The organism is Streptomyces sp. MH60 (genome assembly GCF_002939385.1).
In the GTDB taxonomy this organism is placed as follows: domain Bacteria; phylum Actinomycetota; class Actinomycetes; order Streptomycetales; family Streptomycetaceae; genus Streptomyces.
The window spans coordinates 228,908-243,126 of the sequence record NZ_MULI01000001.1 but is presented as its reverse complement, the minus strand read 5'-3'; the positions used below and the strand labels follow the sequence as shown (position 1 = coordinate 243,126).

Annotated in this window: 13 protein-coding genes; 10 read left to right on the top strand and 3 right to left on the bottom strand. The window is 72.1% G+C overall.

What is annotated here, in order from left to right:
* The first annotated feature begins 2 nt into the window (after positions 1 to 2).
* The 5 genes from BZZ08_RS01120 to BZZ08_RS01100 all read left to right on the top strand — a co-directional run bounded on the left by BZZ08_RS01120 (position 3) and on the right by BZZ08_RS01100 (position 5,711).
* The gene (locus tag BZZ08_RS01120) at positions 3 to 914 is read left to right on the top strand and encodes a carbohydrate ABC transporter permease (protein ID WP_104630203.1); all 912 of its coding nucleotides are present in this window, start codon (positions 3 to 5) and stop codon (positions 912 to 914) included.
* Positions 911 to 1,753 (top strand): carbohydrate ABC transporter permease, encoded by an 843-nt coding sequence (locus BZZ08_RS01115; RefSeq protein ID WP_104630202.1) that lies wholly within the window; start codon positions 911 to 913, stop codon positions 1,751 to 1,753. Before BZZ08_RS01120 ends, BZZ08_RS01115 begins: the two co-directional genes overlap by 4 nt.
* A 67-nt stretch (positions 1,754 to 1,820) precedes the next feature.
* Entirely contained in the window at positions 1,821 to 2,162 is a 342-nt protein-coding gene (locus BZZ08_RS01110; RefSeq protein WP_104630201.1) for an L-rhamnose mutarotase, read from the top strand.
* Positions 2,163 to 2,190: 28 nt separating this feature from the next.
* Positions 2,191 to 2,982 (top strand): SDR family NAD(P)-dependent oxidoreductase, encoded by a 792-nt coding sequence (locus tag BZZ08_RS01105; RefSeq protein ID WP_104630200.1) that lies wholly within the window; start codon positions 2,191 to 2,193, stop codon positions 2,980 to 2,982.
* A gap of 62 nt (positions 2,983 to 3,044) precedes the next feature.
* A complete protein-coding gene (locus tag BZZ08_RS01100) occupies positions 3,045 to 5,711 on the top strand; it encodes a right-handed parallel beta-helix repeat-containing protein (RefSeq protein ID WP_133169132.1) in 2,667 nt (888 codons plus the stop codon).
* A 72-nt stretch (positions 5,712 to 5,783) separates the two neighbouring features.
* Here BZZ08_RS01100 and BZZ08_RS01095 read toward each other — a convergent pair whose 3' ends face one another.
* Positions 5,784 to 6,533, bottom strand: coding sequence for a FadR/GntR family transcriptional regulator (locus BZZ08_RS01095; protein ID WP_198601208.1), 750 nt, complete (start codon positions 6,531 to 6,533; stop codon positions 5,784 to 5,786).
* A 125-nt stretch (positions 6,534 to 6,658) separates the two neighbouring features.
* Here BZZ08_RS01095 and BZZ08_RS01090 point away from each other — a divergent pair, with 125 nt between their 5' ends.
* Together BZZ08_RS01090 and BZZ08_RS01085 are read left to right on the top strand one after the other, a co-directional pair.
* Positions 6,659 to 7,801 carry a mandelate racemase/muconate lactonizing enzyme family protein gene (locus BZZ08_RS01090; RefSeq protein WP_104630198.1) on the top strand — a complete coding sequence of 381 codons (1,143 nt, stop codon included), beginning with the start codon at positions 6,659 to 6,661 and terminating at the stop codon, positions 7,799 to 7,801.
* Between the two features lie 69 nt (positions 7,802 to 7,870).
* Positions 7,871 to 8,536, top strand: a complete 666-nt coding sequence (locus tag BZZ08_RS01085; protein WP_104630197.1) for a ThuA domain-containing protein — start codon at positions 7,871 to 7,873, stop codon at positions 8,534 to 8,536.
* Between the two features lie 62 nt (positions 8,537 to 8,598).
* Here BZZ08_RS01085 and BZZ08_RS01080 read toward each other — a convergent pair whose 3' ends face one another.
* Together BZZ08_RS01080 and BZZ08_RS01075 are read right to left on the bottom strand one after the other, a co-directional pair.
* Complete coding sequence (locus BZZ08_RS01080; RefSeq protein ID WP_241965302.1) at positions 8,599 to 9,642, bottom strand: LacI family DNA-binding transcriptional regulator; 1,044 nt, start codon at positions 9,640 to 9,642, stop codon at positions 8,599 to 8,601.
* Between the two features lie 20 nt (positions 9,643 to 9,662).
* The gene (locus tag BZZ08_RS01075; RefSeq protein WP_104630195.1) at positions 9,663 to 10,835 is read right to left on the bottom strand and encodes a fumarylacetoacetate hydrolase family protein; all 1,173 of its coding nucleotides are present in this window, start codon (positions 10,833 to 10,835) and stop codon (positions 9,663 to 9,665) included.
* A 255-nt stretch (positions 10,836 to 11,090) separates the two neighbouring features.
* Here BZZ08_RS01075 and BZZ08_RS01070 point away from each other — a divergent pair, with 255 nt between their 5' ends.
* Genes BZZ08_RS01070 through BZZ08_RS01060 form a run of 3 tightly spaced genes read left to right on the top strand, consistent with a single transcriptional unit; the run spans position 11,091 to position 14,214 of the window.
* Positions 11,091 to 12,302 (top strand): CaiB/BaiF CoA transferase family protein, encoded by a 1,212-nt coding sequence (locus BZZ08_RS01070; RefSeq protein ID WP_104630194.1) that lies wholly within the window; start codon positions 11,091 to 11,093, stop codon positions 12,300 to 12,302.
* A complete protein-coding gene (locus tag BZZ08_RS01065; RefSeq protein ID WP_104630193.1) occupies positions 12,299 to 13,408 on the top strand; it encodes an extracellular solute-binding protein in 1,110 nt (369 codons plus the stop codon). The genes BZZ08_RS01070 and BZZ08_RS01065 overlap by 4 nt, the downstream gene beginning before the upstream one ends.
* A complete protein-coding gene (locus BZZ08_RS01060; protein WP_104630192.1) occupies positions 13,405 to 14,214 on the top strand; it encodes an enoyl-CoA hydratase/isomerase family protein in 810 nt (269 codons plus the stop codon). The genes BZZ08_RS01065 and BZZ08_RS01060 overlap by 4 nt, the downstream gene beginning before the upstream one ends.
* Positions 14,215 to 14,219 lie beyond the last annotated feature (5 nt).

The window sequence follows — 14,219 nt, the reverse complement described above, 5'->3', positions numbered from 1 at the left end:
CCATGGAACGGACATCTGTCTCGAAGCCGCGAGCGTGGCGCGACCTGGGCGCCCGTGTCAGCATGCTCGCCCCCGCGGTGCTCATCTACGCCGCGCTGCTGGTCGTACCGGTGATCTACGCGATCTACTACAGCTTCACCGAGTACAACGGATTCCCCCACCGCGTCCCCGAGTTCGTCGGCCTGGACAACTACACGTCCATATTCGAGTCCGACGACATGACCGGCACCATGGTGGTCACCGCCGTGGTGGCCGTGGTGGGGGCGGTCGCGGTCAACCTGGCCGCGCTGGGGCTCGCGCTGCTGCTGCAGCGCACCAACCGGTTCAACACCTTCGGCCGGGTCGTCATGTTCTACCCGCACGTGCTCAGCGCGCTGGTCGTGGGTTTCCTGTGGCAGGCCATCCTCGGTCCGCAGGGCGTGGTCAACACGATGCTGGAGAAGGTCGGCACCGACAGCCTGCCCTTCCTCAGCGACCCCGACTGGGCCCTGTGGTCGATGATCCTCGTCATCGTCTGGTCGCTCTTCGGCGTCCAGCTGATCCTCTACCTGGCGGGCCTGCAGGCGGTGCCGGCGGACCTGCTGGAGGCGGCACGGATCGACGGCGCGAACAGGTGGCAGACCTTCCGTGCCGTCACCTGGCCCTCGCTCGCGTCCACCGTGACGGTCGCCGTCATCACCTCGGGCATCTCACTGCTGAAGACGTACGACGTGGTCGTGTCGCTGACCGGGGGCGGCCCGGCGGGGTCCACCAAGACCCTCGCCTACTCGATCCTCGCGGTCTCCTTCCCGCAGCGGGACATCGGCGTCGCCTCGGCCCAGGCCGTGCTGCTGATCGTCGCCGCCGCGGTCCTGGCCATCACAGTCCTCGTCCTGCGCAGGCGTGCCGAGGACGACGCGGAGTCCATCGGATGAAGAAAACACTCACCTCGGCCGCCACCGTCCGGGTCGCGTTCATCTCCCTGGTGTCCCTCGGCATGCTCGTGCCGATGTACCTCCTGGTGGTCAACGCCTTCAAGAGCCAGCAGGAGATCCTGGCCAACCCGTTCTCACCCGCCTTCGGCTCGGCGACCTTCCAGTACCTCGCCGACGCCTGGAACAATCCCGACTTCAGCATCCTGAAGGGCTACGGCGTCACCATCGCGCTGGTGCTCTGCGTGAACGCCCTCGCCATGGCGGTGTGCGCGCCGGCGGCGTACGTGCTGGCCCGCACTCCGCGGCCGGTCGCGCGGCTGCTGCTGTTCTTCTTCATCGCGGGCATGTTCATCCCCACCCAGGTGATCCTGGTGCCGGTCATCTTCGTGCTGCGCGCGGTCGGTCTGATGGGGACGCTGCCGGGGCTCATCCTCTTCATGACGGCGACCACCATCCCGTTCACCCTGTTCGTCTTCTTCGGCTACATCCGGGTGCTGCCCAGGTCACTGGACGAGGCCGCGGCCATCGACGGGGCCGGCCGGTACTACACGCTGTGGCGGATCATCCTGCCGTTGATGCGGCCGATCGTCGCCACGGTCTTCATCCTCAACTCGCTCAGCGTCTGGAACGACTTCGCCAGTCCGCAGATGATCCTGGGCCCGGGCAGCGGCGTCTACACCGTCACCACGGGTGTGTACGCGGCGGTCGGCCAGTACTCCACGGACTACACCAAGGTGTTCCCGACCCTGCTGCTCGCGGTGATCCCGATCCTGGTGATCTTCATCGTGATGCAGCGGCACATCATGAGCGGCCTCGCGGCGGGGGCGGTCAAGGGCTAGTCCCGCCCCGCTCCGCGCCGGGCCCACCGCACCGCGAAGTGACCGGCTCCCGAAGGAGTGACCAGCCATGCCCGCATCCCGCACCCCGCGCCGGGTCGCGTCCGTGATCCGGCTGCGCCCCGAACACGCCGAGAGATACCGGGAGTTGCACCGCGCCGTCCCGCGGCCGGTACGGGACGCGCTCTCGCGCGCCCATGTCACCAACTACTCCATCTTCCTGCGCGAGGACACGCTCTTCGCCTACTACGAGTACACCGGCGACGACTACGACGCCGACATGGCCGCCATCGCCGCCGACCCGCAGACCCAGCACTGGTGGACCCTCACCGACCCCTGCCAGCGGCCCCTGGACTCGGCGCAGCCCGGGGAGCGGTGGGTGACCGGCGAGGAACTGTTCCACCTGGACTGACCACCACCCCATGCGAAGGAACACCGCCATGCCGCACACCCCCTCTCCCCCGGCGCCCGAACTCGACGGTCTCGCGGCCGTCGTCACGGGCGGCGCGTCGGGGATCGGGCTCGCCACCGCCCTGCTCCTGGCCCGCCGCGGCGCCCGGGTCGCCGTCCTCGACCGCGACCCCGGCACCCTGCCGGCCGCCGACCGCGAAGCCCTGTCCCCCGTCCGGTGCGACGTCACCGACGACGCCGCGGTGCGGGCCGGTGTCGCGCGGGCGGTGGACCGGCTGGGCGGCCTGGACATCCTGGTGAACAACGCGGGCATCGGCGCCCAGGGGACGGTCGCGGACAACGACGACACGGAGTGGCGGCACGTGCTGGACGTCAACGTCCTCGGCATCGTGCGGACCACCCGGGCCGCCCTGCCCCACCTGCGCGCCTCCCGGCACGCCGCGGTGGTCAACACCTGCTCGGTCGCGGCGACCGCGGGGCTGCCCCAGCGGGCGCTGTACAGCGCCAGCAAGGGCGCCGTGCAGTCCCTGACCCTCGCCATGGCCGCCGACCACATCCGTGAGGGCATCCGCGTGAACTGCGTCAACCCCGGTACGGCGGACACCCCGTGGATAGACCGCCTGCTGTCGAGCGCGGACGACCCGGCCGCCGAGCGCACCGCGCTCAACGCCCGCCAGCCGACCGGCCGTCTGGTGAGCGCCGAGGAGGTCGCCGCGGCCGTCGTCTACCTGGCGTCCCCGGCGGCGGCGTCCGTCACCGGCACCGCCCTCGCCGTGGACGGCGGCATGCAGGGGCTGCGGCTGCGCCCCGAGGGCGGCTGACCAGCCCTCCCCCGAACCGCACGCCACGTCAGTCACCCGAGAACCGACGAAAGGGCACCTCCATGCTGAGAACACGGCACCGACCGGCCCGGATGCTGTTGGCCGCGGTCGCCCTGGCGCTGACGGCGGGCGCCGTCGGACCGGCCGCCGGGACCGCCGCCGCGACCGGCACCCCGGCCGCTCCCGGCGCGCTGACGGTCTACGTCTCCGCCACCGACGGGGACGACGCCAACAGCGGTGGCCGCAAGGACCCGTTCCGGACCATCGCCGCCGCCCGGGACGCGCTGGCCGGCCACACGTCGGCCAAGGAGCGCGGCACGGTGCTGATCCGGGGCGGCACCTACGTCCTCGACGACACCGTCGAGCTGAAGGGTGCCGCGAACTCCTGGGTCACCTACGCCCCGTACCGGAACGAGAAGGTGACGATCACCGGATCGCACGAACTGCCCGCCGAGGGGTGGAACAAGCTGACCGACCTCTCCGAGGAGACCCTCGCCCAGCCGCAGTACTCCTCCCACACCCGCCTGGACACGCCCGAGCTGCGCGAAGGCGTGTGGGTCTATGACCTCGGCGCCCGGGGCATCGACCCGGGCACGCTGTACAAGAACGGTTTCAACTGGGTGCAGGACCCCTTCGCCCCCGAACTCGTCGTCGGCGGCGACACCCAGGTCCTGGCCGAGTACCCCAACGGGAACTCCTGCGCCACGACGGAGACCGGCTGTCATCTGTGGGGCACGGGCGACAAGTGGGATGCCGAGGGCCCCCGCGACCTGGTGAACGTGGACCTCGACGCCCGCTTCGGCCTCCAGGACGACTGGAACTCCTCGGGCACGACCCCGCGCGCCCAGTTCGAGGACAAGAAGCAGCAGCTCGCCGGCCCGGAGCAGCGCGACACCTGGTCGCCGGAGGAGATGCGGCGCATGACACCGCAGATCTTCACGGTGGGCGGCCGGGCGGCGGCCGACGACCGCTACCAGGGCTGGGCGCCCGAGGCGGTGCCGACGGTGGACGACCTCGGCACCCGTGGCTTCGAGCAGTACGGCGACGTCCCGGTGCAGCTCGACCCGCGGTGGATCGAGGACATCGACAACACGAAGGCCGAGACGGAGGGATGGCTCTCGGGCTACTTCGGCAACAACTACGCCAACGACATGGTGCGGATCCTGTCCTGGAGCGACGACCGGATCTACACCAAGTACCCGTCGATGTACATTCCGCAGGACGCGTGGACCAAGGTCAAGGTCCTCAACGTGCTGTCGGAGATGGACACGGCCGGTGAGTACTACATCGACCGCTACGACGACAACGACGTCCTCTACTACCGGCCCGAGGGCGGGACGATCGAGGGCAAGGACACCACGCTCCAGACCTTCGACAAGAACTTCTTCCTGCTCGACGGGACCCGGGGCGTGACCCTGCGCGGCCTGACCATGACCGGGTCGCTGGTCAGCGGCGTGCAGCTGCTCGACGCCGTCGGCACACTCGTCGACGCGGTCGACATCTCCAACGTGAGCATGGACGCCGTCCGCATCGGCCGGACCACCGACACCATCACCGCCATGCCCGACTACCGGGCCCTGCGGGGCGGCCACGACAACGTCGTGCGGAACTCCTACCTCCACGACCTGGGCGGCGGCGGGGTCCTCCTCGGCGGCGGCGACCGGGCCACGCTGGAACGGGGGAACAACGTCGCGCGCCACAACGAGATCACGCGCTTCTCGAAGCTGGCCACCTACACCCCGGCCGGCTACCTGTACGGCGTCGGCAACTCCTTCGAGTACAACTACGTCCACGACGCACCGCACATGGCCGTGCAGATCATGGGCAACGACATGCGGGTCAACCACAACCACTTCTACGACGTGGTGAAGAACGCCGGGGACATGGGCGCGGTCTACGCGGGCCGGGACTTCACGTACCTCGGCAACGAGGTCGCGTACAACCACTTCGAGAAGATCGGCGGTTCCAACGACGCGCTCTACATGGACGACGGCGCCTCGGGGGTGCGCTTCCACCACAACGTGGTGAACGGCTCGAACTCCGGCGTCAATTTCAACTCCGGGCACAGCAACACCGCGAACGACAACGTGTTCATCGGGGTGAAGCACGTGGGCCACGGCGGCATCTACCACAAGAAGGGCGAGACACGGCTGCCGCTGGACAACAGCTGGGTGCTGCAGAGCAGGTTCAACTCCTTCCTCGACGTCCGCGAGGGCGAGAAGTACAGCGCGACGCCCGAGACGGTGGCGGCCTGGCGCGAGCACTACACCGGCGGGCGGTCGGCGTACTCCGACGGCAAGCCGATCGCCTACCCGCAGGTCGAGCGGTGGTACGTGCCGAGGGTGACCGCCACGGGCGAGGACTGCACCGCGGCGGACTACGCGACGGCGGGCACGAGCGGCTGCAGCCGGGCCACCGTGTGGGACGACGCGGACTCGCTCTATGTGCCGTCCGGTGTGGAGATCGACCACGCGGTGGTGGTCGGCGGCGGCTCGGGGTTCGTGGAGACGACCGCGACGTTCACGGAGCCGACGGCGGAGTACAAGCTGTCGCGCTGGAGCGACAAGGTCAACACCCGGGCCGTGGCGGCCGCTTCGGTGGCGGAGACGGGCCTGGACCTCGACACGCTGAAGTTCTCGGGTTCCGGCTCGGTGGCCGAGGCGTACGGGGCCGCGTGGGTCGCGGAGTGGAACCGGCACGTCGGCGCGGAGGGGATCGGACGGCCGTGACCGGCTGAACACGACGAGGCGGCCGAGGGACCCGTCACCGGACGGGTCCCTCGGCCGCCTCGTCGTGTCGTCCTACGCGTCCGGCACGTCGGCCGGCCGGCGGCGGGCCCACGACGACGTGATGTGCTCGCGCATCGCCTCGGCGGCCGTGTCGCCGTCCCCGGCGAGCACCGCGGCGGCGACCCGGGCGTGCGCCTCGTGGGTGAGTTCGATGTCCTCGCGGCTGGGGTCCCCGCTGTACTGCGGGGAGCGCACGGCCTTGCCCTGGATGCTGGAGACGATGGCCCGTCCGAACGCGTCCCGGGAGGCGCGGTGGATGATCTCGTGGAACTCGATGTCCGCGCGCGAGTAGGCCTCGGGATCGTCGATCAGGCCCGCGAGTTCGTCGAGCTTGGCGGAGAGCGCCGCCGACTGCTCCTCGTCCATGCGCCCTGCGGCACGGGCGGCCATCGCGCACTCCAGGGTCGTCCTGATCTCGATCAGGTTGTCCAGATAGACCAGGCGGTCCTCGCGCTGGAACAGCGCGTCGAGGACCAGCGGGTCGAGCAGGCTCCACTGGTCCTGGCCCAGGACGACGGTCCCCCAGCCCTGACGGGTCGCCACCAGCCCCTTCTCGGCGAGCGTCGTCGTCGCCTCCCGGATCACGGTCCGGCTCACCTCGTACTCCTCGCAGAGCTCACCCGCCGACGGCAGCGCCGTGCCCGGCGGGTACTCACCGAGCACGATGGCCGTGGCGAGGCTCTGGACGACGGCCGCAGCGAGCGGTGGCCGACGCCGTTGAGGTCGGGACACGGCGGTGGTGTCCGCGGATGGCTTGATCATCTGGTCAGAGACTCCCAATGTTCGTGCAGGTTCGCCCGGCCCCCGCTGTCCAATGACCCCAGGTTAGCCGAACATGCTAAGGTCATCACTCGTATCACAAGTTATGACTCAGTCGTGGGAGAGCGATGCGCATCACCGGATACCGGTCCCTTGCCACGGTCCACGAGTGGGGACGACCGGTGGGCGACGTGAACGGCGTCGTCGCCGGCGGCGTCACCGAGGTACCGGTCCTGCTGCTGGAGACCGACGAGGGCCTGACCGGTGTGGGCCTCGGCGGCCACGCCGACGTCGCGCGGGTCTTCCCCGCCCTGGAGGGGCAGGACCCCCGTGCGGTCACCTCGCTCTACGACAGGATGCTCGCCCACGTCTTCAAGTCCGGGCACGGCGGGCAGGTGTTCGCCACGATCGGTGCCCTCGACATGGCGCTGTGGGACCTCAAGGCGAAGATCGCCCAGGAACCGCTGTGGCGGACGCTGGGCGCCGCCGACCGCTTCGTGCCGGGCTACGCCTCCGGTCTGGACTACGCGCTCACCGACGACGAACTCGTCGCGTTCCACGAGCGGTGGGCGCTGCGCGGGTTCACGGGCGCCAAGGTCAAGGGCGGCCTCGACGTCGACCGGGACGTGCGGCGCCTGATCGCGGTCCGTGACGTGTTCCGGGTCAACAGCGAGCGCCCCGCGCTCATGTACGACGTCAACGAGTCCTGGGGGCGGCACCAGGCGGTGCGGCTGGCCCGGCAGGCGGAGGAGCGCGTCGAGCTCACCTGGATCGAGGAACCGGTCCGGCGCTGGGACGTGGCGGGGCACCGCGCGGTCGCGACCGGCATCCGTGCCGCCGTCGCGACCGGCGAGAACCTGACGGGCCTCGAACACTTCCGGCCGCTGCTGTCCGCGGACGCGGTGGGCGTCGTGCAGACCGGTGCCGTGTGGGGCATCACCCACTTCCTGCGCGTCTCGACGCTCGCCTTCGGGCACGGCCTGCCCGTGAGTCCCGTCGGGTACAACGGCAACCCGGTCGCGCACGCGGCGGCCGCCGTGCCCAACCACCTGGTGACCGAGGTGCAGGACCTGTCCTTCCCGGTCGGACTGCGGGTGGACCAGGAGATCGCCGACGGCGGGATCGTCCTCGGCGACGCTCCGGGCCTGGGTGTCGAGGTCGACGAGGAGCGGATCGTCGCGCGGGCCGCGTCGGGCGGGTGGTCCCTCCCGTCCGGGCCGCACGTCCGTCCTGCCGACGCCGGCCTCAGACTCGTACCGCAGGCGCGGTGAGAACGGGGCGAGGACGCACCGGAGACGCTGCGAGGGCCCTATGAGGAAGCGACGAGGAGGGAGCAGGACATGAGGACGCGCAAGGCCCTGGTGGTCCGCGGCGGCTGGGAGGGCCACGACCCGGTCGGCTGCACCGAGTCGGTCATGCCCAGCCTGGAGCGCGCGGGGTTCGAGATCGAGGTCGCCGACGACCTGACGGTGTACGAGGACCCGGGACTGCTCGCCGCCACCGACCTCGTCGTGCACTCCTGGTCGGCGGGCGGGCTGACGGCGGCCCAGGAGGCGAACCTGGTCGACGCGGTGGAGGCGGGCACCGGCTTCGCCGGCTGGCACGGGGGCGTGGTCGCCACGAACGTCGCCAACCCGCGCTACCTGCGGATGGTCGGGGGCCGCTTCCTGTGGCACCCGGACGGCTTCCAGCAGTTCACCGTGCGGATCGCCGCCGCACCGGACCGGGACGGCGAGATCACCGAGGGCGTCACGGACTACGCCGTGGAGACCGAGCACTACTGGGTGCTCACGGACTCCCTGAACACCGTCCTGGCCACGTCCGTGCTCACCCCGGGCGCGGCGGACCCGTGGCACGAACCCGTCGAGTTCCCCGTGGTGTGGACGCGCCGCTGGGGAGCGGGGCGGGTCTTCGTCTGCACCCTCGGGCACCGCGTCGCGGACCTGCGGGTCCCGCAGACGGCGGCGATCGTCGGCCGCGGCCTGGTGTGGGCGGCGCGCGCGTGACGAACGAGGGCCCCCGGAATCCCGGGGGCCCTCGCCGCGGTCGGCCCGGCACGCCGGCCTCGTCAGGTGCTCTCGCGTGCGACGACCCGGTACCCCACGTCCCGGTGCGGCACGTCGACCGGGGCGCCGCGCATCCGGGTGAGCAGCAGCTCGGCGCTCAACTCCCCGATCCGCGCGCTGGGTACGGCCACCGTGGTCAGCGCGGGAACCAGGTGCCGGGCCAGTTCGAAGTCGCCGAAGCCGGCCAGGGCGAGCGTGCCCGGCACCTGGATGCCGCGCCGCACGCAGGCCTGGAGGGCGCCGGCCGCGAAGACGTCGCTGGAGAACATCACGGCGTCGGAGTCCGGGTAGCGCTCCAGCGCCAGGTCCAGCAGGGCGACGCCGGTGTCCATCGCGACCGGCTCGGGACCGGCGTCCACCGTGCGCGGTTCACCGCCCAGCAGGTCGCGGACGGCGCCGGTGTAGCCGTCGAGGCGTTCCGCGGCCCGGGGGTCGCCCGAGGTGTGCCGTCCCGCGAAGGTGATCCGCCGCCGGCCGCGCTCGACGAGGTGGCCCACCATCGCCGCTGCCGCCGCCGCGTTGGAGAAGCCGACCAGCAGGTCCACCGGGTCCTCGGACCAGCCCCAGGTCTCCACGACCGGCACGTCGGCCGCCCCGAGCAGCGTCAGCGTGCCCGGCGTGTGGCGGGTCCCCACCATGAGCAGGCCGTCCGGCCGTCGGCCCAGGAAGCTGCGCAGCACCTCCTCCTCGTGCTCGGGCCGGTAGTCGGTGCTCCCGACGAAGATCTGGTAACCGTGGGCCGCCAGCGCCGCCGCGAAGGCGTGCACGGTGTCCGCGAAGACCGACGCGTTGATCTGCGGCACCAGGGCGGCGACCGTGCGGCTGCGGTTCGACGCCAGGTTGCTGGCGGCCAGGTTGGGCACGTAACCGGTGGCCGTGAGGGCCGCCTGGACCCGGGCGCGGGTCTCGTCCGGCACCGACAGGGGGTCGCGGACGACCCGGGAGACCGTCTGGGCCGACACCCCGGCGGCCGCCGCGACGTCCGACAGGGTCACCGAACGGGTCGCGGATCGTTTGCGGGGACGGCGGGGCGGCGGCTGGGTCACGCCGGAAACGATATCGGGCGTCACAGCGCTCCCCGTGCCACCAGCGCCCGCATCAGGTCCGCGATGCCGAACGTCCACGGCGCGCACGCGTCGCTCGGCCGGACCCGGTTCGCCAGCGTGCCGAGCTTCGGCGTGGCGATGGCGACGAGGTCGCCGTCGTGATGCGTGAACCCCTGTCCCGGCGCGTCGCGGTCCTCGACGGGCGCGAACATCGTGCCGAGGTAGAGCACCGCGCCGTCGGGGTACTGGTGGTGCGGGCCCAGCAACTGGGCGACGAGGTCCAGGGGGTCGCGGCTGATGGCGGCCATCGAGGACTCGGCGTCGAGCCGGTACCCGTCGGCGCCCTCGACGGTCAGGGTGACCGTGGCCCGCCGTACGTCGTCGACGCGGAAGCCCGGTTCGAACAGGCGCAGGAACGGTCCGAGGGCGGCCGAGGCGTTGTTGTCCTTGGCCTGGGGCAGCAGCAGCGCGGAACGGCCCTCGACGTCACGGAGGTTGACGTCGTTGCCGAGTGTGGCGCCGACCACCGCCCCGGTGGAGGAGACGGCCAGCACCACCTCCGGCTCGGGGTTGTTCCAGCGCGAGGCGGCGTGCACCCCGGCGTCGGCGCCGCTGCCCACGGCGGCCAGCACGGGCGCCTTGGTGAAGATCTCGGCGTCGGGGCCGATGCCGACCTCCAGGTACTGGCTCCACGCTCCCTGCGCGACCAGGATCTCCTTGAGCGCGGCGGCCTCCTGGGAACCGGGCCGCAGGGAGGCGATGTCGTCGCCGACCAGGTGGCGGATCCGCTCCCGGGCCTCGGCGGCACCGGCGGCGTCGCCGCGCACGCGTTCCTCGATCACCCGCTCCAGCATCGAGACGACGAAGGTGACCCCGGCGGCCTTGACGGCCTGGAGGTCGACCGGCGCGAGCAGCCAGGGCCGTCGCGGGTCGCGGGCGTCGACGGGCGTGTTGGCCAGCACCTCGTCGAGCCCGGCGATCCGTTCCCCGCGGGCGGCCCGCAGGCGTGCGGCGGGGTCCGGTGTCTCGCACAGGTCGCGCACGGTCGGGAAGGCCCCGGTGATGTCGTGCAGGCCGTCCTCGCGCACGGCCACGACGGACGGCCCGAGACCGGGACGCCAGACCCGGCCGACGAGCGCGCCCCCGGTGCCGTCGGCGGGCAGGGTGGTCGCGGCGTCGGGCCACTGGTTCATCGGATTCCCTTCGTGGTTGCCCCGACCCCCTCCCGAAGGATGCGAAGCGGTCGGGACAGGGGCGTTGACACTGCGAGCGGCGCCCGCCTAGCGTGCATGTTAGCGCTATCGCTAGCGCTAACAACAGTGTCTGGATGATGATCGCGCCTCCCCGGACGCGGTGCTGCCGCCCGCTGGCCCGCGCTCCCGTCCGGTCCCTCCCGCCCCGTCCGACGCCCGCCGTCCGTGCCGGTGCCGCCGCCTCCAAGGAGCCCCATGACCTCGCGCGACAAACCCGGTGTCCTCGCCGGGTACCGGGTCCTCGACTGTTCCATCGCCATGGCCGGCCCGTTCGCCGCCCAGCGCCTCGGCGACCTCGGCGCCGACGTCGTCAAGGTCGAACCGGTCACCGGGGAGTGGCAGCGCCACGCCGCGGCCGGCGGGGCGGCCGGCAACCGGATCAACGTCTCCTTCCTCTCCCTCAACCGCAACAAGCGGTCCCTCGCCGTCGACCTCAAGGACCCGGCGGGCAAGGAGGTCCTGCGCCGCCTCGTCGCCGGCGCCGACGTCTTCCTGCAGAACTACCGGCCCGGCGTCGCCGACCGCCTCGGCGTCGACTACGCCTCCCTGGCCGCGATCAACCCCTCCCTCGTCTACGTGTCCATCTCCGGGTACGGCGAGGACGGCCCCTATGCCCAGCGCCCGGGTCAGGACCTGCTGCTCCAGGCGATGTCGGGGGCCATGCTGTCCAGCGGCCGGTCGGGCGAGGCCCCGCGGGCGGCCGGCCAGTACCTCGTGGACGCCGTCACCGCCTCCACCGCCTTCGAGGGCGTGCTCGCCGCGCTGCTGCACCGCGAACGCACCGGTGAGGGCCAGCTCGTGACGGTGAACATGCTGGACGCCGTCACCACCCTCCAGATGCAGGAGCTGTCGGTCCACACCGTGGGCGGGCTGCCCCAGACCCGCTCCGCCGAACCGCACGCCCACGTGTACATCCGCTCCCCGTACGGTGCCTTCCAGACCTCCGACGGCTATCTCGTCCTCGCCTTCCCGCCGTTGAAGAAGCTCGGCGAGATCCTCGGCGAGGACGGCTTCCTGTCCATGGAGGACGAGGAGCACGGCTGGACCCACCGGGACGAGATCTTCGCCCGCACCGCCGCCCGGCTGCTGACCCGGACCTCGCGGCACTGGCTCGACGCCTTCGCCGCCGCCGGCATCTGGGCGGGCCCCGTCTACGGCTACGCCGACCTGGTCCAGGACCCCCAGATCCGCCACAACGGCACCTTCGTCACCTACGACCATCACACCGAGGGCCGTGTGACGGTGCCCGGCTTCCCCTACAGGTTCTCCGCCACCCCGCCCCGCATCGACCGCGGCGCTCCGCTCGTCGGGGAGCACACCCGCGAGGTGCTGACCGAGGCGGGCCTCGCGGAACGGGAGATCGAGGAACTGTTCGCCGCCGGTGCCGTGACGGAGACGACCTCATGACGCCGACCGGACCGGCGTACGCCGGACTGACGTGGGACCATCCCCGCGGCCACGACGCCCTCGCCGCCTCCGCGGGCGGCCTCGTCCACTGGGACGTACAGCCGCTGGAGGGCTTCGAGTCCCACCCGGTCGAGGAGTTGTGCGCCCGCTACGACCTCGTCGTCCTCGACCACCCGCACCTCGGCGAGGCCGTGCGCACGGGGTGCCTGCGGCCGCTCGACGGCCTGTTCACCCCGGAGGAACTGGCCCGTTGGGGCGCCGGCTCCATCGGTCCCACCATGCGGTCGTACGCCATGGACGGCCGCCAGTGGGCGCTCCCGCTGGACGCCGCCACCCAGGTCGCGGCCACCCGGACCGACCTCGCCGGCGAGCCGCCCGGCACCTGGGACGAGGTACGCCGCCTGGCCCGCCGGGCCCCCGTGGCCCTGTCCCTCGCCGGACCGCACGCCTTCCTCACCTTCGCCTCCGTCGCGGTCGCCCTGGGCGAGGAACCGGCCGCCGACCCGGACCAACTGATCGGCGACGACACGGGACTCGCGGTGCTCGACCTGATGGCGGGCCTCGACGCCCTCGCCCCGCCCGCAACCCGCGCGCTCAACCCGATCGGGTTGCTGGAACTCATGGCCGCCACGGACCGGCTGGCACACTGCCCGCTGGTGTACGGCTACGTCACCTACGCCGACCGCGTGACCTTCACCGACGCCCCCGCCCTGGCGCCGGGCGGACGGCCCGGCTCCACGCTGGGCGGCACCGGAATCGCGCTCAGCGCCCGCTGCACACCGTCCCCCGGACTCCTCGCCCACCTGCGCTGGCTGATGTCCCCCGAGGCCCAGGGCGACTTCCTGCCCCGGCACAGCGGGCAGCCCAGCGCCCGCACCGCCTGGACCTCGCCCGGGACCGTCGCCGCCGACTTCTACCGACGCACCACCGCCACCTGCGAGCGGGCCTGGGTCCGTCCCCGGCACGCCGGCTACATCGGCTTCCAGACCGCCGCGTCGGCCACCGTACGCGCCGCGCTCGCCGGAGAGACCGACCACCGTGCGGCACTCGACCGGATGCGCGTCCTGTACCGGGCGAGCCGGACACCGGAGGAACGACAGACATGAACGACACCGACACCACCCTCCCGCCGCCCGACCTCGGCACCGACCACGTCCTGCTGGACGTCGCGGACCGCGTCGCCACCCTCACCCTCAACCGGCCCGCCAAACTCAACGCCGTCACCCCCGACATGTCCCGTGCCCTGGTACGGGCGATCGAGTGGTGCGACACGACCGACGACGTCCGGGCCCTGGTCGTCACCGGGGCGGGCGAGCGCTCCTTCAGCGTCGGCTCGGACATCGGCGCGCTCGACCGGTACGCCACCCCGTGGGACTTCCGCAACCGCGTCGACTACTGCGACGCCATCCGCGCCGCCCGCACTCCCACCGTCGCCGCGGTCGGCGGCTACGCCCTGGGCGGCGGGCTGGAGACCGCCCTGTCCTGCGACATCCGCCTCGCCGCGGACACCGCGTCCTTCGGCGCACCGGAGATCACGCTGGGCTGGATCGGGGGCGGCGGCATGGCCGCCTTCCTCAGCCGCGCCGCCGGGCCGAGCAACGCCGCGATGATGCTGCTCACCGGCGAACGCGTCAACGCCGCGAGGGCGTTGGACTGGCACCTGGTGAGCGAGGTCGTGCCCCGCGCCGGGCTGCTCGACCGGGCCCGCGCCCTCGCCGCCGTGATCGCCTCCCGCGCTCCCGTGGCGGCCGAGACCGCGAAGATCAACCTGCGGGCCGCCGGAAACCTGCCCGAGGACCAGGCGCTCGCCTACGAGCGTGACCTGCAGACCATCTGCTTCGCCACCGAGGACGCCGCCGAGGGCCGCCGCGCGTTCGCCGAGAAGCGCACCCCCGTCTTCCGCAAGCGCTGAGAGGA